This is a genomic window from Arthrobacter sp. SE2, assembly GCF_058244265.1.
In genome coordinates, this window is the sequence record NZ_JBZAYA010000012.1 from 137323 (window position 1) to 163136 (window position 25814).

Annotated in this window: 22 protein-coding genes and 1 tRNA gene; 18 read left to right on the top strand and 5 right to left on the bottom strand. The window is 63.1% G+C overall.

All coding sequences use genetic code 11. The features are described 5' to 3' along the window. The first annotated feature begins 3 nt into the window (after positions 1-3). The 11 genes from groL to AC4CS3_RS16995 all read left to right on the top strand — a co-directional run bounded on the left by groL (position 4) and on the right by AC4CS3_RS16995 (position 16911). Positions 4-1614 (top strand): chaperonin GroEL, encoded by a 1611-nt coding sequence (gene groL / locus AC4CS3_RS16945; protein WP_284756252.1) that lies wholly within the window; start codon positions 4-6, stop codon positions 1612-1614. 203 nt (positions 1615-1817) lie between these two features. Further along, positions 1818-3911 carry an acyltransferase family protein gene (locus tag AC4CS3_RS16950; RefSeq protein ID WP_490784429.1) on the top strand — a complete coding sequence of 698 codons (2094 nt, stop codon included), beginning with the start codon at positions 1818-1820 and terminating at the stop codon, positions 3909-3911. Positions 3912-4118: 207 nt separating this feature from the next. After that, entirely contained in the window at positions 4119-5630 is a 1512-nt protein-coding gene (gene guaB, locus AC4CS3_RS16955; protein WP_236812187.1) for an IMP dehydrogenase, read from the top strand. A 147-nt stretch (positions 5631-5777) separates the two neighbouring features. Beyond that, complete coding sequence (locus AC4CS3_RS16960; protein ID WP_490784414.1) at positions 5778-6914, top strand: GuaB3 family IMP dehydrogenase-related protein; 1137 nt, start codon at positions 5778-5780, stop codon at positions 6912-6914. Between the two features lie 101 nt (positions 6915-7015). Beyond that, on the top strand, positions 7016-8776 hold the full coding sequence (locus tag AC4CS3_RS16965) for a glycerol-3-phosphate dehydrogenase/oxidase (RefSeq protein WP_490784415.1): 1761 nt from the start codon (positions 7016-7018) through the stop codon (positions 8774-8776). A gap of 38 nt (positions 8777-8814) precedes the next feature. After that, positions 8815-9303, top strand: coding sequence for a PTS sugar transporter subunit IIA (locus AC4CS3_RS16970; protein ID WP_236812181.1), 489 nt, complete (start codon positions 8815-8817; stop codon positions 9301-9303). Between the two features lie 246 nt (positions 9304-9549). Further along, on the top strand, positions 9550-10392 hold the full coding sequence (locus tag AC4CS3_RS16975; protein ID WP_490784416.1) for an SURF1 family protein: 843 nt from the start codon (positions 9550-9552) through the stop codon (positions 10390-10392). Then, positions 10389-10907, top strand: coding sequence for a DUF3817 domain-containing protein (locus AC4CS3_RS16980; protein WP_441411939.1), 519 nt, complete (start codon positions 10389-10391; stop codon positions 10905-10907). The genes AC4CS3_RS16975 and AC4CS3_RS16980 overlap by 4 nt, the downstream gene beginning before the upstream one ends. Before the next feature lie 119 nt (positions 10908-11026). Next, a complete protein-coding gene (gene guaA, locus AC4CS3_RS16985; RefSeq protein ID WP_437771005.1) occupies positions 11027-12631 on the top strand; it encodes a glutamine-hydrolyzing GMP synthase in 1605 nt (534 codons plus the stop codon). Positions 12632-12759: 128 nt separating this feature from the next. Beyond that, entirely contained in the window at positions 12760-16656 is a 3897-nt protein-coding gene (locus tag AC4CS3_RS16990) for an AAA family ATPase (RefSeq protein ID WP_490784417.1), read from the top strand. A gap of 9 nt (positions 16657-16665) precedes the next feature. Further along, positions 16666-16911 (top strand): hypothetical protein, encoded by a 246-nt coding sequence (locus AC4CS3_RS16995; RefSeq protein WP_490784432.1) that lies wholly within the window; start codon positions 16666-16668, stop codon positions 16909-16911. Between the two features lie 5 nt (positions 16912-16916). Here the strand turns inward: AC4CS3_RS16995 and cpaB are convergent, their stop codons facing one another. The 3 genes from cpaB to AC4CS3_RS17010 form a co-directional block, all read right to left on the bottom strand. Then, positions 16917-17735, bottom strand: coding sequence for a Flp pilus assembly protein CpaB (gene cpaB / locus AC4CS3_RS17000; protein WP_490784418.1), 819 nt, complete (start codon positions 17733-17735; stop codon positions 16917-16919). Between the two features lie 100 nt (positions 17736-17835). Continuing rightward, positions 17836-18099 carry an FmdB family zinc ribbon protein gene (locus tag AC4CS3_RS17005; RefSeq protein ID WP_437771001.1) on the bottom strand — a complete coding sequence of 88 codons (264 nt, stop codon included), beginning with the start codon at positions 18097-18099 and terminating at the stop codon, positions 17836-17838. Between the two features lie 155 nt (positions 18100-18254). Further along, positions 18255-18860 carry a 5-formyltetrahydrofolate cyclo-ligase gene (locus AC4CS3_RS17010; RefSeq protein WP_490784419.1) on the bottom strand — a complete coding sequence of 202 codons (606 nt, stop codon included), beginning with the start codon at positions 18858-18860 and terminating at the stop codon, positions 18255-18257. A gap of 117 nt (positions 18861-18977) precedes the next feature. Here AC4CS3_RS17010 and galU point away from each other — a divergent pair, with 117 nt between their 5' ends. The 5 genes from galU to AC4CS3_RS17035 all read left to right on the top strand — a co-directional run bounded on the left by galU (position 18978) and on the right by AC4CS3_RS17035 (position 22453). Further along, the gene (galU, locus tag AC4CS3_RS17015) at positions 18978-19883 is read left to right on the top strand and encodes a UTP--glucose-1-phosphate uridylyltransferase GalU (RefSeq protein ID WP_490784420.1); all 906 of its coding nucleotides are present in this window, start codon (positions 18978-18980) and stop codon (positions 19881-19883) included. Between the two features lie 54 nt (positions 19884-19937). Further along, positions 19938-20510, top strand: coding sequence for a GNAT family N-acetyltransferase (locus AC4CS3_RS17020; RefSeq protein ID WP_490784430.1), 573 nt, complete (start codon positions 19938-19940; stop codon positions 20508-20510). A 309-nt stretch (positions 20511-20819) separates the two neighbouring features. Further along, on the top strand, positions 20820-21545 hold the full coding sequence (locus AC4CS3_RS17025; RefSeq protein WP_490784421.1) for a hypothetical protein: 726 nt from the start codon (positions 20820-20822) through the stop codon (positions 21543-21545). 6 nt (positions 21546-21551) lie between these two features. After that, positions 21552-22349 carry an SDR family oxidoreductase gene (locus AC4CS3_RS17030; RefSeq protein ID WP_490784422.1) on the top strand — a complete coding sequence of 266 codons (798 nt, stop codon included), beginning with the start codon at positions 21552-21554 and terminating at the stop codon, positions 22347-22349. 31 nt (positions 22350-22380) lie between these two features. Then, a tRNA-Ala gene (locus AC4CS3_RS17035) sits at positions 22381-22453 on the top strand. Between the two features lie 186 nt (positions 22454-22639). Here AC4CS3_RS17035 and AC4CS3_RS17040 read toward each other — a convergent pair. Next, the gene (locus AC4CS3_RS17040) at positions 22640-23080 is read right to left on the bottom strand and encodes a VOC family protein (protein ID WP_345449223.1); all 441 of its coding nucleotides are present in this window, start codon (positions 23078-23080) and stop codon (positions 22640-22642) included. A 168-nt stretch (positions 23081-23248) separates the two neighbouring features. Between AC4CS3_RS17040 and AC4CS3_RS17045 the strand changes: the two genes are divergently transcribed. Continuing rightward, the gene (locus AC4CS3_RS17045) at positions 23249-24148 is read left to right on the top strand and encodes an aminoglycoside phosphotransferase family protein (RefSeq protein WP_490784431.1); all 900 of its coding nucleotides are present in this window, start codon (positions 23249-23251) and stop codon (positions 24146-24148) included. Positions 24149-24191: 43 nt separating this feature from the next. Further along, complete coding sequence (locus tag AC4CS3_RS17050) at positions 24192-25319, top strand: App1 family protein phosphatidate phosphatase (RefSeq protein ID WP_490784423.1); 1128 nt, start codon at positions 24192-24194, stop codon at positions 25317-25319. A 7-nt stretch (positions 25320-25326) separates the two neighbouring features. On the opposite strand, the gene AC4CS3_RS17055 is transcribed toward AC4CS3_RS17050, so the two are convergent. Next, positions 25327-25814: LGFP repeat-containing protein (locus AC4CS3_RS17055; RefSeq protein ID WP_490784424.1), on the bottom strand; the 488-nt coding region annotated here is incomplete at its 5' end.

Below are 25814 nucleotides of genomic sequence, written 5' to 3' on the forward strand. Positions count from 1 at the left end.
ACCATGGCAAAGCAGCTTGCGTTTAACGACGCTGCCCGTCGCTCGCTCGAAGCAGGCATTGACAAGCTCGCCAACACCGTCAAGGTCACCCTTGGCCCGCGTGGCCGCAACGTCGTTCTGGACAAGAAGTGGGGAGCTCCCACCATCACCAACGACGGCGTGACGATCGCCCGCGAAGTCGAACTCGACGACCCGTATGAGAACCTTGGTGCGCAGCTGGCCAAGGAAGTCGCCACCAAGACCAATGACGTCGCAGGCGACGGCACCACCACGGCCACCGTACTGGCACAGGCACTCGTCAAGGAAGGCCTGCGCAACGTTGCCGCCGGAGCCGCCCCTGGCGAAATCAAGCGCGGCATCGAGGTTTCGGTCCAGGCCGTGGCTGCCCGCCTTCTTGAGAACGCCCGCGAAGTAGAAGGCACCCAGGTTGCCAGCGTTGCCGCGATCTCCGCCCAGAGCGATGAGGTTGGCGAGCTCCTTGCCGAGGCTTTCGGCAAGGTCGGCAAGGATGGTGTCATCACCATCGAAGAGTCCTCCACCACGCAGACCGAACTGGTCCTCACCGAGGGCATGCAGTTCGACAAGGGTTACCTGTCCCCGTACTTCGTCACTGACGCGGAACGCCAGGAAGCTGTTCTGGAAGACGCGCTCATCCTTATCAACCAGGGCAAGATCTCCTCGCTGCAGGAATTCCTACCGCTTCTCGAGAAGGCCCTGCAGGCTGCCAAGCCGCTCTTCATCATTGCCGAGGACATCGACGGCGAGGCACTGTCCACGCTGATCGTGAACCGTATCCGTGGCACCCTGAACGTCGTTGCCGTCAAGGCTCCGGGCTTCGGTGACCGCCGCAAGGCCATGCTGCAGGACATTGCCACACTGACCGGCGCACAGGTTGTCTCCCCGGAGCTCGGCCTGTCCCTCGACCAGGTTGGCCTCGAGGTCCTCGGCAGCGCCCGCCGGATCACCGTCACCAAGGACAACACCACCATCGTTGACGGCGCCGGCACTCCCGAGGACGTCGCAGCCCGCGTCGCCCAGATCCGTGCAGAGCTGACCCGCACCGACTCCGATTGGGACCGGGAAAAGCTGCAGGAAAGGCTTGCAAAGCTGGCAGGCGGCATCGGCGTGATCAAGGTCGGCGCAGCCACCGAGGTCGAGCTCAAGGAAAAGAAGCACCGTATCGAGGACGCAGTGTCGTCCACGCGTGCTGCCCTTGAAGAAGGCATCGTCTCCGGTGGTGGCTCCGCCCTCATCCACGCCCTCAAGGCACTGGACGAGGACGCTGCCGTCAAGGCACTGGAAGGCGACGCGGCTGCCGCCGTCGGCATCGTCCGCCGGGCCCTGACCCAGCCGCTTCGCTGGATCGCCCAGAACGCCGGCTTCGACGGCTACGTCGTCGTCGCCAAGGTTGCCGAGCTGGAAGACAACCACGGCTTCAACGCGAAGTCCGGTGTGTACGAGGACCTGATCGCCGCCGGCGTGATTGACCCCGTCAAGGTCACCCGCTCCGCGCTTCAGAACGCCGCATCCATCGCAGCCCTGGTTCTCACCACCGAGACCCTGGTTGTCGAGAAGCCGGCCGAGGAAGACGAGCACGCAGGTCACAGCCACTAATCCTGGTTGTTTGATGCGCGAGGCCCGGTCCCCTTTGGGGCCGGGCCTCCTGCATTTGGCCCGCCGTTTCGGCGCAGACGGGCCCACAGTTGGTACCGGGCAATCACCCTGTGAACGCCCAGCTAGGTATGGCTCAATTGAAGGATGGGTGCTCTTCGGATGAATTTTCGATTGGCATTGAACATTACGAATCAGTAAGATTTATGGTTCGATCTAGGTCATTGAGGGGCATTGTGGTGTCAACTGTGCAAACGGCAGCTTCTATCAAGGGGCAGAGTCGTTCCAGTATCACCAGCCGAAAGTCAAAGTTCCGCCCCGAAATTCAAGGCCTGCGCTCGCTTGCTGTGCTCATGGTGGTGTCCTACCACGTGTGGTTCGGCCGCGTTTCCGGCGGCGTCGATGTTTTCCTCTTGGTCTCTGCTTTCTTGATGACACTGCAGTTCACAAGCCGTTATGAGCAGGGCCGCCCCATGGACCTGCTGAGGCACTGGCTTCACCTGTTCCGCAGGCTGCTTCCGGCCACTGTGGTCGTTCTGCTGGGTACATTGGCCGCAATTTTCGTGGTGCTCCCCAAGACCCGTTGGGCGGCTTTGGTTGACCAGGTCTGGGCATCGCTTTTCTACGTCCAGAACTGGCTACTTCAGCGGGAGGCAGTCAACTACTACGCCGCTGATCATAGCCAGGCGAGTCCGCTCCAGCATTTCTGGTCGCTATCGATCCAAGCCCAGGTCTTCATCCTGTGGCCGGTTATTTTCGCGCTCGTCGCCGTGGCTTGTAAAAAGTACCGCCTTCGGTATCGTGTCGCATTGTTGTACGTATTTGGCCTGCTCTTCGCGGTCTCGCTCACCTATTCAGTCATTGCGACCGCAACCGACCAGACGACTGCCTATTTCGACACGTTTGCCAGGCTGTGGGAGTTCGCCATAGGAACGCTGGTTGCCCTCAGCCTGCCGGCGTTGAGGTTCTCGAAGCCCGTCCGCGTGATGATGGGCTGGGTGGGCATTCTGGCAATGTTGAGCTGTGGGATCGTGCTCCAGGTCCAGACGGCTTTCCCTGGCTTCGTGGCCCTCTGGCCCACCCTGGCGGCGGCCTGCGTTATTGTTGCCGGCCAGACGGGCAGCCGTTTCGGTGTTGACCGGATCCTGAGCTCCAAGCCTCTCGTACGCCTGGGCGACAACTCCTACGCGTTGTATCTGTGGCATTGGCCGCTGCTGGTCATCTCTCTCATCTGGACCGGCAAAGACCAGGCCGGGTGGCTCTCGGGGACTGTGATCATTGCGGCCGCCCTGGTTTTGGCTTTCCTCACCACAAAGTTCGTGGAGAAGCCGTTGCGGGAGTGGAAATGGCCGGAAGTGAACCGGCGGCGTGCCGCCATTGCGATGGTCGCCTGCTTGGCTGTTGCCGTTGTTCCTTTGCTCGCATTCAATGTGCAGCAGTACGTGAGCGCCAAAATTGCGATGGCCCAGGCGGAAAAGGACAACCCGGGCGCTGCTGCCTTGGTGCCCGGCTATGTTAACGAAGTCAGCCCGAAAGCAGCTCTCCTTCCTACCCCGGAAAAATTGCCACAGGACTGGGCGGGCCTGTCCGACCACTGCAGCGGGGATCTGAAGCCTGCCTCGAACATCCTCCAGCCGGGGTGTAATCAAAACAGTCAACCCGCTGGATCGGACCGCACCATCCTGGCGCTGGGTGACTCGCATGCGCAGCAGTGGTTGGCGGCATTGGCTCCTTTGGCAGAACAAGAGCAATGGCGCCTGTACAACCTGCTGCTCGGCGGCTGTCCGTTCACGGTGGACACCTCGGGGCTGAGCTCGGAGTGCAAGGATTTTGATGACGCCGTTCACCAGCAAATCGACGAGCACCCGCCGAGCGCCGTGTTCCTCGTGGGAACTGCAGCCGTTCCATCGTCACCCGATGAAAAATTGACCGTCGGGTTTGAAGACACCGTGAAGATGCTCACAGACAAAGGCATATCCGTCATTGCCGTTCGTGACAACCCGAGATTCGACTTCAACATGGCAGACTGCGTCGTGACCAAAGGACAGCACAGCCCCGACTGCAATCCCGGCGAGGCCCAGCTGCTTGCGCCGCAAAACCCACTCGCATCACTTCAAGGCAAGTACGTCGGCTTGTCCATACTGGACATGACCGATCTGATTTGTAACGGCGGCGAATGCCCTGGCGTTGTAGGTAACACCTTTGTCTACTTGGACAACAACCACCTCTCCAAGACCTATGTGGCGAGCATGGCGCCCATGTTCAGGGACCGGTGGCTGGCCGCGACCGGATGGAGCTAGCCGGCCCGAGCTAGGCTGTCGAGCGGCTCGACGGCTGGTGCGGGGTGCTGTTGCTCACATTGCCCTGGCGGAATATGGGGATCGGCGGCGAGGTTCTACTATTTATTCAGAACCTTTCTGCACAGGCCAGTCCCGTAATGACGGGCTGGTCATCAGCTGCAACCCCTACCAGAGCAACCCCCAAGAACCAAGGTAAGAGGCGCACTCATGACCCAGCCCGAACACGATCCCTTTGGCTTTGTTGGCCTGACCTACGACGACGTCCTGCTGCTGCCGGGCCACACCAACGTCATTCCTTCCGAGGCTGACACTTCCTCCCGGATCTCCAAGCGAATTTCGGTCCAGACGCCGCTGCTGTCGGCCGCCATGGACACCGTCACCGAGTCCCGTATGGCAATCGCTATGGCCCGGCAGGGCGGCCTTGGCGTCATCCACCGCAACTTGTCCATCGAAGACCAGGCCGACCACGTCGACCGCGTCAAGCGCTCCGAGTCCGGGATGATCACCAACCCCCTGACCATCCACCCGGAAGCCACCCTTCAGGAACTGGACGAATTGTGTTCGCGTTACCGGGTTTCCGGCCTGCCTGTCATCGACCCCGATGGCCGGCTGCTGGGTATTGTCACCAACCGCGACACACGCTTCGTGCCGGAGTCCGACTTCCCGCTGCGGCTGGTCAGCGACGTCATGACCAAGATGCCGCTCATCACGGGCCACGTAGGCATCAGCCGCGAAGAGGCCTCGCACAAGCTGGCCACCAACAAGATCGAGAAACTGCCCCTCGTTGACGAGCAGGGACGCCTCAAGGGCCTTATCACCACCAAGGACTTCACCAAAGCGGAGCAGTACCCGCTCGCGACAAAGGACGAGGAAGGCCGTCTCCGCGTCGGCGCCGCCATCGGGTTCTTCGGCGATGGCTGGGAACGGGCCATGACCCTGATCGACGCCGGTGTCGACGCACTGTTCGTGGACACCGCCAACGGCCACTCGCAGGGTGTCCTGGACCTGATCACGCGCCTGAAGTCCGACCCAGTTGCCGCGCACGTTGACATCATCGGTGGCCAGGCTGCCACCCGTGAAGGGGCCCAGGCACTGATCGACGCCGGTGCCGATGGCATCAAGGTGGGCGTGGGCCCGGGCTCCATTTGCACCACCCGCGTTGTTGCCGGTGTGGGCGTCCCCCAGATCACGGCCATCTACGAGTCCTCGAAGGCCGCCATCCCTGCCGGTGTTCCGCTGATCGCCGACGGCGGCCTGCAGTACTCGGGCGATATCGGCAAGGCCCTCGTGGCCGGTGCCGACACCGTCATGCTCGGCTCTTTGCTGGCTGGCTGCGACGAGTCGCCCGGTGAGCTGATCTTTGTGAACGGCAAGCAGTTCAAGAGCTACCGCGGCATGGGTTCCCTGGGTGCCATGCAGTCCCGTGGCAAGAACACGTCCTACTCGAAGGACCGCTATTTCCAGGCGGATGTTTCCGGTGATGACAAGCTCATCCCGGAAGGCATCGAAGGCCGCGTCGCATATCGCGGGCCGCTCTCCTCGGTGGCATACCAGCTGGTCGGCGGCCTGCGCCAGACCATGTTCTACACGGGTGCTCCGACCATCGCCGAACTCAAAGCACGCGGTAAGTTCGTCCGCATCACTGCGGCCGGGCTCAAGGAGTCCCACCCGCACGACATCCAGATGACCGTCGAGGCCCCGAACTACGGTTCCCGCTAGGCGTAATTCCTGTCACAGGCAGTTTCAAGCGAGCCCGCCACCTCCCAGATGGAGGTGGCGGGCTCGCTTATTTACGGGGCATCGCCCGTCGTCACGCTGTACGTCACCCTGCCGGTACATCGTGCCGCACTGGGATAACCTAGAGCAGTGACTTACGAGATTGAGATTGGCCGTGGCAAGCGTGGGCGTCGTGCCTACTCCCTGGATGACATCGCGATCGTCCCCAACCGCCGGACGCGCGACCCCAAGGACGTTTCCGTCTCCTGGCAGATTGATGCCTACAAGTTTGAGATGCCAGTGATCGCCGCACCCATGGACTCCGCGATGTCGCCTGAATCGGCCATCGCCCTTGGCCGGCTGGGCGGCCTGGGCGTCCTGGACCTTGAGGGCTTGTGGACTCGGTACGAGGATCCCCAGTCCGTGCTGGACGAGATCTCTGCCCTTGCGGATGAAACGGCCAGCCCGACGGTCACCCGGCGCATGCAGGAGCTCTACAAAGCGCCCATTCAGCCCGAACTGATCACCACGAGGCTTGCGGAAATCCGAGCTTCGGGGGTGACGGTGGCCGGCTCGCTGACACCGCAGCGCACCCAGGAGCACTACAAGACCGTGGTGGCCGCCGGCGTAGACATTTTCGTCATTCGCGGCACCACCGTCTCGGCCGAACACGTCTCCAAGAACCATGAGCCCCTGAACCTCAAGCAGTTCATCTACGAGCTCGACGTCCCTGTGATCGTCGGCGGGGCCGCCGGCTACACCCCGGCCCTGCACCTCATGCGTACCGGAGCGGCCGGCGTCCTGGTGGGCTTCGGCGGCGGCGCAACGACCACTACGCGCCGTGCGCTCGGTATCCATTCGCCGATGGCTTCCGCCATTTCCGACGTCGCTGCTGCCCGCCGCGACTACATGGATGAGTCCGGTGGTCGGTACGTGCACGTGATCGCCGACGGCGGCATGGGTTCTTCGGGTGACATCGTCAAAGCCATCGCCATGGGCGCCGACGCCGTCATGCTCGGCAGCGCTTTGGCCCGTGCAGAAGAAGCCCCGGGCAAGGGCTGGCACTGGGGCCAGGAAGCCCACCACCTTGAGCTGCCCCGCGGCGACAGGGTCAATGTCGGCACCGTGGGTCCCCTCGAAGAAGTGCTCTTCGGGCCGGGCCACCACACCAACGGCACCTCCAACCTGATTGGCGCGCTTCGCCGTTCCATGGCGACCACGGGCTATTCGGACCTGAAGGAGTTCCAGCGGGTCGACGTCGTCGTCTCGCCTTACTCCGGCGGGTAGCTCCCGCTCGGGCCGCTGTAGCGCTCGCGCGAAACCCTGCCCAAGCCGCTGGACAAGAAGTAGTGTGGGGAACTACGGGTTTGTGCGATGGGAGGCGTCCAATGAGCAGTGCTGCAGATGGTTCGCAAAGGATTGATGCATCAACGGGTGCATTGAGTCCGCAGGCGCGGGCCAGATCCATCGAAGTTCTCAAGGGCACCACCGAACCCGGCAAGGAACTCGACATCCTGATTGTCGGGGGAGGCGTGGTCGGGGCCGGTGCGGCTTTGGACGCGGTGACCCGCGGCTTGTCCGTGGGTATTGTCGAGGCCCGGGACTGGGCTTCGGGCACGTCGTCAAGGTCCTCGAAGCTGATTCACGGCGGGTTGCGATACCTGGAGATGCTGGACTTCGCGCTCGTCCAGGAAGCCCTCCAGGAACGCGGATTGCTGATCCAACTGATCGCACCGCACCTCGTCCGGCCGGTTCCGTTCCTGTACCCGCTCACCCGGCGTTTTTGGGAGCGGCCTTACGTTGGTGCCGGGATTTTCCTCTACGACACTCTTGGCCTCACCTCCGGCCACAGCCGCGGTGTGCCCATGCACAAACACCTCTTCCGGCGCGGCACACTGAGGGCCGCACCCAGCCTCAAGAACGATGCCTTCGTCGGCTCCATTCGCTACTACGATGCACAGGTTGACGATGCCAGACTGGTGGTCAATGTCGTCCGGACTGCGGCGCATTACGGTGCGCATGCCGTGAACAGGATGCGCGTGGTGTCGTTCGTGCGCGAGGGCGAACGCGTCGTGGGCGCCAAGGTGGAAAACCAGGAAGACGGCAGCGTCATCGAAGTCCGCGCCAAGCAAGTGGTCAATGCAACGGGAGTCTGGACGGACGAGACCCAGGCCATGGTGACGGATCGCGGCCAGCTCAAGGTGCGCGCCTCCAAAGGCATCCACCTTGTGGTCCCGCGCGACCGCTTCCAGTCGACGGTGGGATTGATCCTGAGGACCGAAAAGTCGGTGCTGTTCGTCATCCCCTGGGGGCGGCACTGGATCATCGGCACAACGGACACCGACTGGAAGCTCGATAAGGCGCATCCTGCCGCGTCCACGAAGGACATCGACTACGTTCTTGAACATGTCAATCGTGTCTTGAAGCGTCCACTGACCCGTGAGGATGTTGAGGGCGTGTACGCGGGCCTCCGTCCGCTGCTGGCGGGGGAGAGCGACTCCACGGCCAAACTTTCACGCGAACACGTGGTGGCGCACCCCGTTCCAGGCCTGGTGGTCGTTGCGGGCGGAAAGTTCACCACGTACCGGGTCATGGCGAAGGACGCGGTGGACGAAGCGACGCGGGCCATGGACGAGCGCGTACCCGCGAGCTGCACCGACACCATCCCGCTCCTGGGCGCTGAAGGCTTCAAAGCCGCATGGAACCGGCGGGCGAGAACCGCTGATGAGGCCGGGGTCCACGTCGCAAGGGTGGAACATTTGCTCAACCGCTATGGCTCCATGACCCCGGAAGTCCTGGCGATCATCAAGGACAACCCGGCCATGGCCGAGCCGCTGCCGGGGGCAGACGACTATTTGGCGGCGGAGGTCGTCTATGCCGCGACCCATGAGGGTGCCCGCCATGTCCATGATGTCCTGACCCGACGCACCCGTATCTCGATCGAGTCGTGGGACAGAGGTGTTTCCGCTGTCCCTGTTGTCGCTAAGCTGATGGGAGAAATTCTTGGCTGGAGCGACGCGCAGCGGGAAAGCGAAATCAAGCACTACCTGGCCCGGGTGGAAGCTGAACGGCTTAGCCAACAGCAGCCCGACGACGAATCGGCCGATGCTGCGCGCATGGGTGTCGATGACATCGTTCCCCTCCGCTGAGCGGCCCGGGTTGGCTGGCCACACTGGAGGGAAACGACTTGGCGGAACCACTGGACCCGTATGATGCCGAACTGACAACGCCGGAGACCGTCATCCTGGAGATGGAAGCGGTCGACAAAACAGATGCCGCGGGGCAGCTCGCGGAAAGGCTCTACGCCGCCGGGCGCATCACGGACCTTGAGGGCTTCCTCGAAGTCGTCAACTCGCGCGAACACCAACTTGCCACAGGGCTGCCGGGCGGCATTGGCCTTCCGCATGCCCGCAGCGAGTTTGTTTCCCGGGTCTCCATTGCCGTCGGTGTCACGAAGTTCGGTCACTCATTGGACTTCGGCGCCAGCGACGGACCGGCCACGCTGGTCCTGCTCATCGCTACGCCCGCCAGTTCATTCTCGGACCACTTGGAAGTCCTCGCGACCTTGGCCCGCTCCCTTTCCAAGGAATCATTCAGGGAATCCCTGAGGCGCGCCCACGACCCCGAAGTCATCGCCGAACTGATCAACTCCAGCCTGGTGTTCTTCGACCACTGAGATTGGGGCAGGCCCTTTCGTGTCGCGTTCCGCGCCACGCAGGGACCCTGCCCTGCCCCACTCTAGGAGGGGCAGGCCCTTTCGTGTCGCGTTCCGCGCCACGCAGGGACCCTGCTGCCCCACTCTAGGAGGGGCAGGCCCTTTCGTGTCGCGTTCCGCGCCACGCAGGGACCCTGCTGCCCCACTCTAGGAGGGGCAGGCCCTCCCGTTTAGCTGTTCTACAGCTTGGCGAAGTACGGTTAAGGGGTGTTGAAAACCGCTCTGAAGCCCCGCTGGATCGCAGGACTCGTCTTCGCGCTCCTGCTCTCCGGGGTGTTTGTGCTGCTCAGCCAGTGGCAGTTCGGCAGATCCACCCAGAGCGATGTCCCGGTTGACGACCCCGCTGTTGAGCAAGTCAAGCCGCTTACCGGGGAATTGCAGCCCGGAACGTTCTTCCCGGGTTCGGCGTCAGACCAAATGGTCAGCGCCAAGGGTAGTTACGACCCCGCCAAGCAGGTCCTTGTGGAGGGCCGGCTGCTCGCCGGGCAAAAAGGGTACTGGGTAGTGACCGCGTTTGCGGTCGACGGCGCCCCTGCACTCCACGGCGTCGGCGCAACCGCGAAGACCTGGATCCCCGTGGCCCGCGGCTGGGTAGCCGATCCCGCCCAAGCCGGGCCGCCGCCGTCGGGCACTATTGAACTGACCGGACGGCTCCTGCCGTCCGAGGCACCGGTGCCAAACGTCGACGCCGGAGCGGGTCGCGCCTCTGCGGTTTCGGTCGCCGAACTCATCAACACTTGGGAAGTCTCAAGCTATCCCGGCTTCGTCGCCGCGACGTCCGAAGTGTCGGCGGGCAAGGCCCTCGCACTTCCGGCGCAGCTGAAACCCTTGAATATCCCGGCCCAACCACCCAACCAACAGATCAATTGGCTCAACCTCTTCTACTCCGTGGAATGGGTGGTCTTTGCAGGATTCGCCCTCTACATCTGGTGGCGGATGGTGGCCGATGACTACCGGCGCACCCTCGAAGAAGACGAGGACGAGCCCGACGACGAATCCCCATCAGACGATTTGCCAGCAATTACCAAGCCAGAACAGGTAAAGCCATGATTGAGCCCAAACCGGCCATCCAGCCCGAACAGTCCGGAGAATCCGCCGCGAAGCCAAGCGCGGCCAAGAAACGCCGCTTCGGTGGAACGACGGCCCAGATCCGCTCGGCCCTGAAGTTCTACAAAGTCATGGCCTACCTCACCGGCACCATGCTGCTGCTCCTGTGCGCCGAGCTCGTTGCACGCTATGTGTTCGGTGTGTACCTCTTTGCCGGCGGGACCAACGCAATCACCGGCCAGCCCTTCGGTTTCGGATTCGCCGACGCCGAGTCCAAGGCGGTCCTGGGCGGCGTCAACGTCTCCATCGCCGTGCTGATTGTCCATGGCTGGATGTACGTGCTGTACCTCATCTCGGACTTCCGCTTGTGGTCGCTCATGCGCTGGCCGTTCACGAAGCTCATCCTGCTCGCCTTGGGCGGCGTTGTCCCTCTCATGTCCTTCATCGTGGAGAAGAAGTTCCACTCGGAGGTAGAGATGGAGCTCGCCGCGAATCCGCAGGCGTCCAAGCGCTACTGACGGGCCTGGTCCGGCGACATTGTGAGATCGCTAACGTCGGACTGTTTTCGGAGCTGATTCCGCGCTTCACGACCGGTTTCAAGGTGCACCGGGGCATCCCGGCAAAGTAGGCTGTTACGGTGACTACTCCCACCGCACCCTTCAGTTCTGAAGCTCAGACTTCCCAGAAGCCGGTGCTGGTTGTTGACTACGGTGCCCAGTACGCGCAGCTGATTGCCCGCCGCGTCCGTGAAGCGAATGTGTACTCGGAAATTGTTCCGCACACGTTCACCACCGAGCAGCTTCTGGCCAAGAACCCGGCAGCGATCATCCTCTCCGGCGGACCTTCAAGCGTTTATGCCGAGGGTGCCCCGAGGGTTGGCGCGGACCTATTCGAGGCCGGCGTCCCGGTCTTCGGTATTTGCTACGGCTTCCAGGCGATGGCGAACGCGCTCGGCGGCAAGGTCGCACAGACCGGTTTGCGGGAGTACGGCGCCACCGAGGCCACGACCGTTGGCGAAGCCCGCTCCATCCTTGCGGGTGTTCCGGACTCCCAGAACACCTGGATGAGCCACGGAGACTCCGTTCACGAGGCTCCTGACGGCTTCGAGGTCCTGGCGACCACTGCGGGCGCACCTGTGGCTGCTTTTGCGAACGAAGAGAAGCATCTTTACGGCGTGCAGTGGCACCCGGAGGTAAAACACTCTGTCCACGGCCAGCAGGTTCTGGAGAACTTCCTGTTCAACGGAGCCGGACTGAAGCCGAACTGGACCACCGGCAACATCCTCGAAGAGCAAGTGGACCGGATCCGCCGGCAGATCGGCGACTCCAAAGTCATCTGCGGCCTCTCCGGCGGCGTCGACTCGGCCGTAGCCGCAGCGCTCGTGCAGCGCGCCGTGGGCGATCAACTGACTTGTGTATTCGTGGACCACGGCTTGCTGCGCGAAGGCGAAGCCGAACAGGTCGAGCGCGACTTCGTCGCCGCAACCGGCGTCAAACTCTATGTCGCCAACGAGCAGGAGCGATTCCTGTCCGCCCTGGCCGGGGTCAGCGATCCCGAGACCAAGCGCAAGATCATCGGCCGCGAGTTCATTCGTGCGTTCGAGGAAGCAGAGCGGGCCATTATCGCCGAGGCTGCGTCCGAGGGCGAGAGCATCAAATTCCTTGTTCAGGGCACCCTGTACCCGGACGTCGTCGAATCCGGCGGCGGCGAAGGTGCCGCGAATATCAAGAGCCACCACAACGTGGGCGGCCTTCCCGAGGACCTGCAGTTCGAACTCGTTGAACCGCTCCGCGCCCTGTTCAAGGACGAGGTTCGCGCCGTGGGCGCGCAGCTCGGCTTGCCGCAGGAAATCGTCGGACGCCAGCCGTTCCCCGGACCCGGCTTGGGCATCCGCATTGTGGGCGACGTGACCAAGGAACGGCTCGACCTCCTTCGCAAGGCGGACGCCATCGCGCGGGCCGAACTCACAGCGGCTGGACTCGACAACGACGTCTGGCAAATGCCTGTCGTACTGCTGGCCGACGTCCGCAGCGTTGGCGTGCAGGGCGATGGCCGCACCTACGGACACCCGATCGTGCTGCGTCCTGTTTCCTCCGAGGACGCCATGACTGCCGACTGGTCGAGGCTTCCGTATGACCTCCTCGCCAGGATCTCCAACAGGATCACCAACGAGGTTGACGGGGTCAACCGCGTCGTACTTGATGTCACCAGCAAGCCGCCGGGAACCATCGAGTGGGAATAGCATTCTGAGTGACCGGCCCCTGTTTCAGGGGCCGGTCACTTTGTATTTCCCCTGAAATCAGGGCTAATTTGCCTTTGCGTCAGTGTTGCGGTGCGGACTGCCGGTCGATTCCCGCTACCCTCGAAAGTATGCCGATTTGGTCCAAGTCGTCTCGAGCTATAACAGAAAAGAAGGCAGCGGTGTCAGTAGGTCAAAGCCACGAAGAGGGTTCTGTAGAGCTCCGGAAATGGCTGTCAGGGCTCAAGCCCGTGACTGGCGCGGACACCATGCTGCGCTTCGTCAAGACGCCGGAAGGGTCGATAGACCTCAGCAATGGCCACCCTTCAGGCCTGGCACAGCTCCTTGCCGGGCGTCGGACCCGGCTTTCCACCCTGATCCGCGATCGCCAGCAGTATCTTGTTGCCGCGCGTGCCGCCAGGAACCTTCGCTCGAAGATCTTCGAATTGGGAAACGACCGGGGGATCGACGCCGGTTATCTGTCCTGCGGCACGGTCGTGTGGACCTCGGCTGTCGGCGGAAAGCCCCAGCGAGTCTCCGCCCCTGTCATGTTGGCCGCAATCTCACTCACGGCGCGGCCGGGCGAAGATGACTACGAGCTGCAACTGACCGAACAAGCGGGCATCAACCCGGCGTTGGTCCGGCACTTGAAGAACGTCCATGGAATCGTCTTTGACGTCAACGCCGTGAGCCGCATGGCCTACAACACCGCGCGCCTTGACCCCCTGCCGGTCCTCGACCGTCTTGCCACACTGGTGCAACCGATCCACGGTGCGGAAGTAACCCCCAATCTCCTCATCACGACGTTGGCGGATCTGTCCGGGAACTTGGACGACCCCTGGATCAACGAGAACAGCAGCGTCGTTGCCTCCCTGTTTGAAGCCGCCAACGGCGGCGAAGTGGAACCCGAACCCATCAAATCCGGACGGTTCCCGAACCTCGACGAGCGCGACCCCGCCGAAGAATCGCTCCTCCTGGATGCGGACTCGGATCAGCAATACGTCGTGGATGCCGTCCGGGCAGGGGATTCGCTGGTCGTGAGCACCCCGCCAGGCAGTGGCCAGACACAGACGGCCATCAACGCGATCGGTGCCCTCGTCAACGAGGGGAAATCGGTGCTTGTGGTGGGTGACCGGCGGGCGAGCCTCAACGGCCTGGCGGCTCATTTTGAAGCCCTGGGCCTTGAATCGATGCTGTTCAGGCCGGGCAACGGTGCCACGCCCCAGCAGCTCAAAGGCCAGCTGGTCAGCGCGATCATCCGCAACGAAAAGTCGCTGGAACCGCAACTTGCGAATCTCCACAAGACCCTGACCGAGCACCGCCATGCGCTCATGGACCATGTCGCGTCTTTGCACAACGTGCGCCAGCGCTGGGGATGCTCTCCCTACCAGGCAATGCAGTCCCTCGCGGAACTGACCTCCATCCACCCGGCCCCCGCCACGACGGTCCGCTTGAAGCGCAGCGTGCTGGACAATATCAAAGACCGGGCTGAGCTGGCTGAACGATTGCGACGCGCTGCCGAGCTTGGCAGCTTCAGCCGTGCATCGACGTCTAGCCCCTGGTACGGCGCGCGTCTGGTCACGCGCAAGGAGACCGAGGAAGCCCAGCAACTGGCCAGTAGTGCCGCCGAACAACTTCCCCGGCTGCGGGATCGGATGAACCAGGTTGCGGAGCACTCCGAAATCCGGCTTGGGGCGAACTTCGCCGAATGGGGCGCGCAGCTTGAGCTCCTGATGGCGGTGCGGGAAAGCCTGGACAAATTCACCCCTGATATTTTTGACCGGCCAGTCCACGATCTGATTTCGGCTACCGCTACCTCCGCTTGGCGCCGAGAGCGGGGAGTCGAGATGCCCTCGATGCAGCGCTCCCGCTTGCGTCGCGTGGCGAAGGAATATGTCCGCCCCGGTGTCCACATTGCGGATCTGCACAGCTCCTTGGCGCTCGTTCAGGAACAGCGGGCACTGTGGGCCCAGTACGCGACCAGCCAGCGCCATCCGGCAGTGCCGTCCGGACTTGCGGACCTCGGCGCCAGCTACCGTGAACTGGACCGGGATCTGCGCCGTCTGGGCGATTGCCTCAAACACACGGCCGGTGGCGGCGACCTCCACGCGACCCGTTACGAAGATCTCATGGACCGTCTTGAGCGCCTTGTGGCGGACACGGGAACCCTTGAGACGCTCCCGGAGCGCACGCTTTTGGTCGAGAATATGCGCGAGCACGGACTCGCCGAGCTTCTTGCTGACCTGGCTGAACGCGAAGTGCCTGCCGAATCCGTTGCCGCGGAACTTGACCTCGCCTGGTGGCAGTCTGCCCTGGAAGCGATGATCAGCGGTGACGACTATCTCGCGATGTCCGACGGCGATTCCCTCCGCCGCCTCGAAGCGGAGTACCGTCTGGCTGACCACGCGCACATCGCCAGCGGAGCTGCCCGTCTCCGGTGGAAACTCGCCGAAATGTGGCGGGCTGGAATTGCTGAACATCCCCGCCAATCGGAACTCCTCCGGAACCTGATCAAGGATGGCCGCGTTACCCTCTCGGCGCTCAGCGCCCAGGCGCCTGCCCTTGTCTCCCGCTTGGTTCCCGTGTGGTCCATCAGTCCGTACCTGCTGACCAGCCTCTTGCCCGCAGAGCAGAAATTCGATGCGGTGGTGATTCTCGACGCCGAGAGCACATCCTTGCAGGCCGTGCTGCCGGCCATCGCCCGAGCCCAGCAAGTGGTTGCCTTTGGCGACGCGAAGATCGCCAATGCCCGCACTTTCAGCGTTGCGGTGGAGCCACCCATGGCCGGTGCCGCAAGCCAGGACACAGTGGACAGTGCATTCAGTGCTTTGGCCCGGGTCCTGCCCACGTGGCAGTTGAACTGGGTGTATCGGGCGGTTGACGAAGATCTGGTACTCCAGTTGAGCAAGAACTACTACAACGGCGGTCTGCGTCGGCTGCCGGACGGGCAATCCGTGACGGGGCTGGACCGCTCGGTAGTAGTTGAATACATCCCGGATGGCACCGGCTTGCCGGGGGCGGATCACGAAGGTGTTGAATCGGTCGCCGCCGAAGTGAACCGCGTTGTTGACCTGGTGTTTCAACATGCCAGCCTTCGGCCGCGGACCTCGCTCGCCGTGGTCACCGCAAGCCTTCGCCATGCGGCAAGGATCGGCGAAGCCATCAGGCTCCAGCTTCCTAACTATCCGCTTTTGTCGGGTTTCTTCAACGCCGGTGCGGAGTCTTTCCGCGTGGTGGATTTGGAGCGCGCACAGGGACTGGTCCGCGACCACATCATCTTCTCCTTGGGCTTCGGGCGCACTCCGCACGGCCGGGCGCTGCACAGTTTCGGGCCCCTGTCCGTCGAAGGCGGGCGAAACAAATTTGCCTTGGCAATGACCCGTTCCCGGAGATCGATGCACGTCCTGAGCTGCTTCCGTCCGGAGGACCTCGATCTGGACCGGCTGGCTCACGGCGCCGTTGATTTCCATGAACTCCTTGACCGTGAACTGTCCGGGAATTCGGAACTGGGGACACCTGCCACCAGGGCTGCTGCCAGCGAGCAAGCGCTCGGTGAGGATCCGTTGGTGGCGGATCTGGGTGAGCGACTCCGTGCCCGTGGAGCCCGGGTGTGGCACCACTATGACGGAGCCTTGGACATTGCCGCGGCAGCCGACCCCGTGCACACCATAGGCCGTGATGACACCGAAATGCCCACCCCGGTGGCCATTGAATCGGATGGCACGGAACGATACCGCCGCATGAGCGTCAGGGAGCGCAGCCGGCTGCGGCCCCAATTGCTGGAACGACTTGGCTGGCGTTACATGTCCTTGTGGACCATTGAAGTATTCACTGATCCTTCGTCCTGCGCTGACCGCATCGGGTCCTACTTGGGACTGGAGAAGCCGGTAGCACCCTCGTACGGTGCCGTCCAGGATGGATTCCTGGACATTGATGTTGAACAATTGGAACTGAACAGTCAGGCGGAGTCGGCCGCGGCCGGACCTGGCAGTACGGAAGGCCCTGGCTCGGGACCGGCGATCCCCTAAGGAAGCGCAATGGCGGAAAGCAAAAGCACTCAATCCAAGCACCCTGCGGACGCCAGTGCCGATGCGGTAGGCGCTGATATCGAGTTGGACGATCAGGAGAAAACAAAAGTGAAGCCCGCGCCCGAGCGGAAGCATGCGGGAGAAAGCATTCTGCCCAAGAAAGCCTCCGAGGACGATCCGCGCCGCTGGGGTGATGAGCCTGGCTACGACCACGACGCCTGGCTGAAGGAACAAAGGCCCCCGCACTGGGGCTGAATATTTCATGGCCGGTTGTCAGAGGGATTGACGAGGACAAAGAACAGTTTCCCGCGAGTGGAAGCTCCGGCGAGGATTTCGGCCTGTTGTGGACTGGCGGCGACAACCACAAGGCCGTCCGCCTCGTTCGTGCCCAACCAGTGGTTCGCTTTGCCTCCTTGCGCGGATGTCCACAAAACCGGGACCGCCGATGCCAAGAGTTCGGATTTCTTGCCAGGCTCTTCAAGTCCATCTGCTGCGGTGAGCACAACGTTGACCAACTGGCCGGGCGAGATGAGCTGAATTGAAGCGGGATCGGCCATGCGAAGTGGAACGGCCGCCGTCGCGGGTGCGGTCCCGGTCAGCAGGCCCGGTCCCAGGAGTTGGGCGTCCGTGGGGATCTGCCCCTTCTGCAGCGGCGAGGCAAGCTGCTTTCCGCCGTATCCGGTTCTCGGGGTGAGTGCCCCGGCTGGAATTCCATCAGGAAGGACATCGAGGGGTTTGAGGTCGGTATCCGTCAAAGTGGACCCAGCGGGAAGATCCCGTGCGGCCGCCAGGACCGTGGCTCGTCGCTCCGAAGCGGGAGTCAGCTGATGGACTGCGATCCCGGCGGCCACGCATAGCAAGAGGGCCACGACGAGGCGGCGGTTGCGGTTTAACCAGCTACCGAAGCTGCGGTGTTTGGATGGTCCCGCGGTAGCGCCCCGGCGCCCGCCAGCCCTGAAGGGAAGAGCCTGAAGACGGCGGGTGCGGGCCTTGTTGATCGGTGCGAGGAGTCTATCGCGCGGAAGCGACAATGATCCGGCGGACATGGGGTCCGGGGGTACGTTCGGGATTGCGGGCATGGTGCCACGCTAACCGGGCACGCAGGCCCGCGGCAGGGCTTTATTGAGCTATGTGGAACGTTGAGCTATGTGGAAAACCGGGAGCAGCTGGAAACCGCAATCAGCTCGCGGCAGCCGCCGGAACCGACGCTGGAGCCGGAGGCGCAGCTGGTGCGGCGGGAGCGGCCGAAACGGTGCTTCCCTTGGAGTCCCGGGAGTCGGTGCGGTAGAAGCCCGATCCCTTGAAGACGACGCCCACGCTGTTGAACTTCTTACGCAACGACCCTTGGCATTCAGGGCAGTCGGACAGGGAGCTGTCCGTGAACGACTGAACGATGTCAAAGGCATGTCCGCAGTCTTTGCAGGCATAGGCATATGTGGGCACTGGTGATCCTCCTCCGGGACGAACTACAGGTCCTGTGCTGCCAAGGCGGGTTGTTCCGTCCATTAGCAGTCCTAGGGCCTGAGTGCCAATTCTATCATCCGGAGTGGGGGCCGCTACCACAAAATGTGGCGGAGAAGACAGGTCGGAAGCCCCGATCAACCGGCCGGAACCAGCCGGACGATCCGGTAGGGGGTAAGTGCCTCCGCCACGGGCTTGTCGAACGGTTCGGCCGGGATCGTCCCCGCGGCCAGCACTTCGTGGTCATATACGACGGCGACAGTCGGCGGACGCCGCCCGTCGGCGTCGAGCTTGTCGAGGAGCCGATCGTAGTAACCGCCCCCTTGGCCGATACGGTTTCCGTCTTCATCGACGGCGGTGGCCGGGAGGAAGATTCCAGTGGCATCCCCGATGACGTCGCTGTCGAATCGTTCGCCCACCGGCTCGTCAATCGGTGCGTACTTTGAGCGGACAAAGGCCGTATCCGGTGTCCAATAGACCCAGCTCAGAAGCCGTTCCGGTTCACAGACGGGAAGAAGGATCCTGTGGCCGGCGGCGTGGAGCGCCGCAAGCAAGGGCATTGTCGGCGGCTCGGCGGCCACTCCGACATAGGCCGCAAAAGTCGACGGTTTCCCCCGGGCAACGGAATCCGCCCATGAGAGGCCACCGAGGGCAATCCCCGTTCCAGCGTCAGCGCGCTGTTGCCTGGTCAATGTCAGCCGGCGCTTGCGGTGGTCCCGGCGGATATCGTCTTTCAAGGTCATTTTTGCTCCAGTTCACGCTGCTTTGCGGCTTGAGGACGGGGAAGAAACAGTGGAGTCCCTTCTATCCGCACAGGTTCCTTTTGCCCAATGTCCAGCTCCTTCCGTTAGATTAGTCCGGTGACTTCCAACAACTGCACCGTCCGCAAGGCCGTTATCCCCGTTGCCGGACTCGGCACCAGGTTCCTGCCTGCTACAAAAGCCATGCCCAAAGAGATGCTCCCGGTAGTCGACAAGCCGGCCATCCAATATGTCGTCGAAGAAGCCGTGAGCGTGGGACTCAACGACGTCCTCATGATCACAGGCCGCAACAAACGTGCGTTGGAGGACCACTTCGACCGGGTACCGGCTTTGGAAGCGACCCTCGAGGCCAAGGGTGACACCACCAAGCTGGACGCGGTGCAGGCTACCAGTAACCTCGGCGACATTCACTACGTCCGTCAGGGTGACCCCAAGGGGCTGGGACACGCGGTGTTGCGTGCAAAGCAGCACGTCGGGTACGAACCTTTTGCCGTTCTTCTCGGTGACGACCTTATCGACGCCCGGGACACACTCCTGAGCGACATGATCGAGGTCCAGCACAAAACCGGTGGCTCCGTTGTGGCCCTCATCGAAGTGGAGCCCTCCCAGATCAGCGCCTACGGTTGCGCGGACATCGAAGATATCGGCGAGGACGGCTACGTCCGCATCAAGCAACTTGTGGAAAAGCCTGCTGTCGATGAAGCTCCGTCCAACTTGGCCGTGATCGGCCGCTACGTGCTTCACCCCTCGGTTTTCGACGTTCTCGAGAAAACCGAACCGGGCCGTGGGGGAGAGATCCAGCTGACGGACGCGCTTCAAGTACTCGCTGCGGGCGACGGCGAAGGTAGCGGCGTCTACGGAGTCGTCTTCCGCGGCCGTCGGTACGATACCGGGGACAAGCTCAGCTACCTCAAAGCTTGCGTCCAGCTTGCGTGCGACAGTGAAGACCTCGGGCCTGGCTTGCGTGAGTGGCTGCCGGGCTTTACCGCCGGCCTCAGCAAGTAGCTGCCCGTGTGGGGGTCGGCCATTTGGCCGGTGACGCTGGAGAGCGGCGACCTCATGTTGCGTCCCATTCATTTCCGGGACAAGAAGGAGTGGACCGAGGTCCGCTCACGCAATAGTGAGTGGCTGGCGCCTTGGGAAGCATCCAACCCGGCCCTTGGCGGTCGCCTGCCGAACTACCGGCAGATGGTGGCTTCCCTTAACGCGCAGGCTCGGCAAGCCAGTGCCCTTCCGTTTGTGATCACGGAGCGGATTCCCGGGTTCCCGGAGCCCAGGATCGTCGGGCAGCTGACGGTCTCCTCGATTATGTGGGGATCGGCGATGACTGCCACCCTTGGCTATTGGGTCGACCAGGCCCGGGCCGGTCGCGGAATAGCGCCCACTGCGGTTGCCATGGCGACCGATCATTGCTTTGAGTCCCTTGGCCTTCACCGGATGGAGATCAACATCAGGCCCGAGAACGGGCCGAGCCTGCGGGTCGTTGAGAAGCTGGGATTCCGTGACGAAGGCCGCCGTGAGCGCTTTCTTCACATAAACGGCGAATGGGCTGACCATCGAAGCTTTGCATTGACCTCGGAGGAGGTCCCTGGGGGTTTGCTGGCTGCTTGGCTGAGACGCGGGGCCAACTAGTCCGCTGGGGTGTATGAGAGTCGGTAAATCCGTTGATTTGCCGACTCTCCGGCGACACACCGTGGGCAATGCGGTAGCCTCCGCGTATTTGCTTCTACGGTTTTGATTGTGGACTTCCCTCTCAGCAGCTCGGTGATATTGGTCATTGCTGTCGCGCTGTGGATTGTTTGGGTTGCGCCATACATACTGCGGAATCGTCACAACCACGTCCAAGTGGCCGGTGACATCCCAGCAGATGTGATCGACGAAGACGCTCATGAACTGCAAGCCGGGGTGGTTCTGTCAATCACCCCTCGGCAGGAGAAAGCAATGGAAACCATGCAGAGCACCGCAACCGCATTGCCCGAGGTACCGGCTGGCGTCGGCGAACGGCGTGATGCTGCATCGGACGCGGCGGTCTTCAAAGTCAGATACGGGCGCTGCGCCCTTGCTCTCGCCGGGCTCCTCCTGTTACTCACGGCGGCCGTTTCCGGCGTGCTGCGCATTCTTGGCCTCGTTTCGGGCTGGGTGCCATTGGTATCCATCGTCGGCGTGGTCGGTACCGTCTTCCTGCTTCGCCGGCTGGCCATCAGGGACCGCAGGGCGAAGATGAACAGGGCATTCCGCAATGCAATGGGTCCCACGGTTGAGAGTCCCCGCGTCGGTCGTCCGACCTCCGACCGCCCGGCTACCAAGATCTTCGACGCCGAAGCCCATGCCCGAGAAGCGACCCGCCTGACCGCCGTCGAACTTCGTCAGGCCGCCCTCAACGTTGCCGTCGCCGCCGGCGACAACACAGTCCGGTTTACGGCGGAATCCAAGGAATCCGAATGGCAGCCGGTGGACGTTCCCAAACCAACATACGTCGACGCAGCCAAGGCACCCCGGCCGGCACCAGAACCCCTCGACTTGCCTGAAGCTCCCAAGCCCCTCGGTAAGCCGACGTTGAAGCCGGCCAGCGCGCCGTCCGCGGCCCCGTCGGTCCAGGCGCAGCACGGCAAGCCTCAGAGCGCGCTCAGCAACCTCGACGACGTTTTGCAGCGCCGCCGGGCATAGCCTCCCTTGACTACTGTCTGCGTCGCAGGTGGCACCGGACAGGTGGGGCGTGAAGTCGTCCGTTTGGCGCTCGACTCCGGACTAGGCGTGACGGTGCTGAGCCGCCGCCCGCCGTCGGGCACGTCATCGGTCCATCACGACGGCGCCCGCTACTTTCAGGCTGACGTCACCACAGGCGCCGGGCTGCCGGAAGCCCTGCATGGGGCCGACGTCGTGATCGATTGCTTGGAAGGGCAGATCGGGAAGGCCCGCAAGAATTTCGCCGACGGCGGCGCGCACCTGCTCGCCGCGGCCGCCGGTGCCGGTGTCCGTAAAGCGGTTCTCCTCTCCATCATTAACTGCGACCAAAGCAACGCGGCGTTTTACGTCTCCAAAGCAGACAAAGAACGGGTCTACGCCAATTCGGCGCTTGAGACGGTTGTTGTGCGGGCCACCCAGTTCCACAGCCTCGTGACGGCGGTTTTCCAGGCCGGGGCGAAAGTCCGCCTCATCCCGGTCTTCAAAGGCGCACGCTTTCAAACGATTTCGCCGGCGGATGTGGCGTTCGAGTTGCTTGCCGAAGCCGTGGGGGAGCCTTCAACAGAGCGGCACCGGACACGAACCATCGGCGGACCGGACATCCGGACCATGCGTGAACTCGCTGAGATCTGGCGAAAAACTACCGGACATGGGCGGATCGTGGAGGTGCCATTGCCAGGAGCGATGGGCAAATATCTTCGGAGCGGACTGAATTTGGTGCCAAGCCAGCGGACGGGAACAGACACGTTCGAGTCTTGGTTGGCAAAGCGCGAAGATAGTTTGTAGCCTAGGGACACTGGCAACGCACGGTTGACTAGGGGCTATAGCTCAGTTGGTAGAGCGCTTCGTTCGCATCGAAGAGGTCAGGAGTTCGAATCTCCTTAGCTCCACAGTGAAGGCCCTTTGACCTGCGGAAACGCTGGGTTGGAGGGTCTTTCTCGTTCCTCATTCTTGGAACTGCGTCACGCCACGCACCTTTTTGGCGCCCGGACTCCTCCGAAACCCCGGAATCCCGGGCTCGCAGTCCGTTGAGGGCACCGAAAACCTGCTCGGCGTGATGCAGCCCCTGTCGAGCCTTAGGTCATCCGCTCAGCGAGGGACACGATGATTCCCTCTGGACCTCGCACGTACGCCATGCGCCAGGCTCCTTCGTACTGGCCGATACCGCCGACCAACCCGTATCCCTCGGCGGCAAGCCGGTCGACGTGGGCCTGAAGATCGTCGACTTCGAAGGACAGGCTGCGCAGCCCTAGTTCGTTGGCCATGGCGGCAGGCGATCCCGGCTCGGGGTCCGGCCTGACGAAGCTGGATAGCTCAACCCCTGTTCCTCCGTCAGGTGTCCGCAACATGACGATCTCCGTGCGGGAATCAGGGATCGCTATGACCGTGTCGATGAATTCGCCCTCCACGAAGGTCCGGCCCTCGACCTCGAGCCCGAGTCCAACGAAGAACGCCGTTACCTGGTCGAGGTCCTGAACGGTGACACCGACGTGGTCGAACCGCATGATTCGGGACATGGGAAAAGCCTCCAAGTGTTCGTTTCACGGCCCAAGACGGAGCCTACCGGGGACTTTACGGCGGATTCACGTCGGGAGAAAGACATCGTCCGGACGGCAGACCGGCGGCGTGCCCAGCAAGCCTGCCGGCTGGCTGGTACGGCCCGTGCGTAGGCTTGGGGAGTGACCATGCATGAGAACCAGCTCAGCCTAGGCCGGACTGAAGCCGTGCGCCTGGTGCGGGGCCTGTTTCCTTCCGTCTCAGAACCGGAAGTAACCGCAGTCGAGAGTGCCGGAACGGTCAATTTCCTGTACCGGGTGGGAACAGGGTGCGCCGCCAGGTTCCCAATACAAGGCGGTGACGCTCGCGAAGTCCGCGAAGTCCTTCTCGCGGAACGCTCTGCAATGCGCGAGTTCGCCGCAGTGAGCACCGTGCCGTCCCCTTTGCCTGTTGCGATTGGTGAGCCAAGCGGAGAGTACCCGTTACCTTGGTCTGTCCAAACGTGGATAGACGGCGAGATTGCGACCCCGGCCTCGGTCGCGTCGTCGACATCCTTCGCGGTGGACCTTGCGGCGCTCATCGCGAGCCTTCGGCGGGCGGACAGAATGGGTCGCTCATTCTCCGGCGAAGGCCGCGGCGGGGAGTTGACCGCGCACGATGGGTGGATCGCGCAGTGCCTGCAACAGAGCGATGGACTCTTGCCGGTGGATCGGCTCCGCCGGGTCTGGGCGTCGCTGAGATCGCTGCCTCGTCAGGGCGACGATGTGATGTCCCACAAGGATCTCATTCCCGGAAATGTGATCCTCAGGGACGGTCGCCTCGCGGGCATCCTCGACACCGGTGGCTTCGGTCCTGCCGATCCCGCGCTCGACCTCGTTGCCGCGTGGCACATGCTCGACTTCGGGAGACGGGATACCCTCCGCACCAATCTCGGGATCGGGGACCTGGAGTGGAGGCGGGGTGCCGCCTGGGCCTACGGACAAGCGATCGGGCTCGTCTGGTACTACGCCGAGTCGAATCCCACAATGAGCGCACTCGGACGGAGCACACTTGATCGGCTGCTCACGGATCCGCTCTTGAGGTTGTAGAACGGATGCCGCCGGTCATCTTCTGCCATGTCAGACTGGACGCATGTGTCCCCTCCCTATGAAGCCGCGCGCTCTGTCCGACAGCGTTGACGGCGGGAGCCCGACGCCGCCGAGCGCCGCGCGCCGCCACCTCGCCCTTAGGCTCGACGACGGTTGGCTCAGGTTCCAGACGCGTCTCGCGATCCGGCGCGGTCGGGTGGAGACGGTCATCCCTTACACCGGTTACGGCACCACTTTCTGGGTCCGGGTGTTGGCGCGCATTGTCCGCAGTGAACCGCGGGACACGGGGAGCGGTCCTCGGGCAGGTGCGCTCAAACCGCTGAAGGATGGCATGCGCGGCTGGCGCAATTTCACGAGTGCGCCCGTGGCACACGCTGCCGTGCGCGTGACCATCGCAGGCACTGTCCATGATGTCGAAGCCGACCGCGGAGGCGTCGTCGACGCGCGTATCCCCGTAGCCCTCGACGCCGGCTGGCATACAATCACCATTGAATCCGGCGGGTCCAGGATCGTGGAAGCCCCGGTGCAAATCATCGCGGACGACACAGACTTCGGCGTCGTCTCCGACATCGACGACACCGTGATGGTCACGGCGCTGCCTCGTCCATTCCTAGCTGCCTGGAACACGTTCGTACTCGACGAACACGCGAGGACCCCGACGCCGGGCATGGCTGTGCTGTACGAGCGGATCGTAAGGACGGTGCCCTCGGCCCCGGTGGTGTACCTGTCGACGGGCGCTTGGAACGTCGCTCCGACGCTGTCGCGCTTCCTGTCCCGAAATTTGTATCCCGCCGGTCCCAAGCTCCTGACCGACTGGGGTCCTACCCCAGACCGCTGGTTCCGCAGCGGCCAGGAGCACAAGCGGACCTCTCTGGAACGTCTCGCGGCGGAGTTCCCGGGCATCAAATGGCTGCTGGTTGGCGACGACGGACAGCACGACGAGGCCATCTACGCAGAGTTCGCCCAACGCCATCCGCAGAACGTCAGGGCTATCGCGATCCGCCAACTCTCCGCCAGTGAAGCGGTACTCGCTGGCGGGCGGTCGAAGTCTGCGGCTCAACCCACTCCGGGGATCCCTTGGATCTATTCTCCGGACGGTGCAGGGATGTCGGTCCAGCTAGAGCAGTTGGGCATCATCCGGCGCAGCGTCCGGTCCGCCACGGTCGGCTGAGTCGGCCCTACTGGTAGCTGATAGCTGTGCCAGCCGCGCCTGACCAGGTGATTCGTCCGCCTTGGTAGTCCTGCGCCACACCGGCGCCGAAGGCGAACTCATTGGTCGTCGGGTAGCCCAGGCGGCCGTTCTCCCAGCCCTGGGATGCGTAGGCTGCGCGGATAGCGCCGGCGTTGGAATGGGCCCCTGAACCGGCAGACCAGTAGATGACACCGAACTGGAAGTTCTGGTAGACGCCACCGCTCTTGAGCCCGGTGATTTCATCGCTGGTGGGGTATCCGAGGATGCCGTTCTCCCAATTAAGTCCGGCCCAGGCGGCGTCGATGGCGCCCTTGGTGATGTGGGCGCCGGTGGCCGGTGACCAGTGGATGACACCGTGCTGGAAGGTCTGGTAGGCGCCTCCGTTGGTGAGGCCGCCGATTTCATTGCTGGTGGGGTATCCGAGGGCGCCGTTCTCCCAGTTTTGAGCGGCCCAAGCGGCGTCGATGGCGCCCT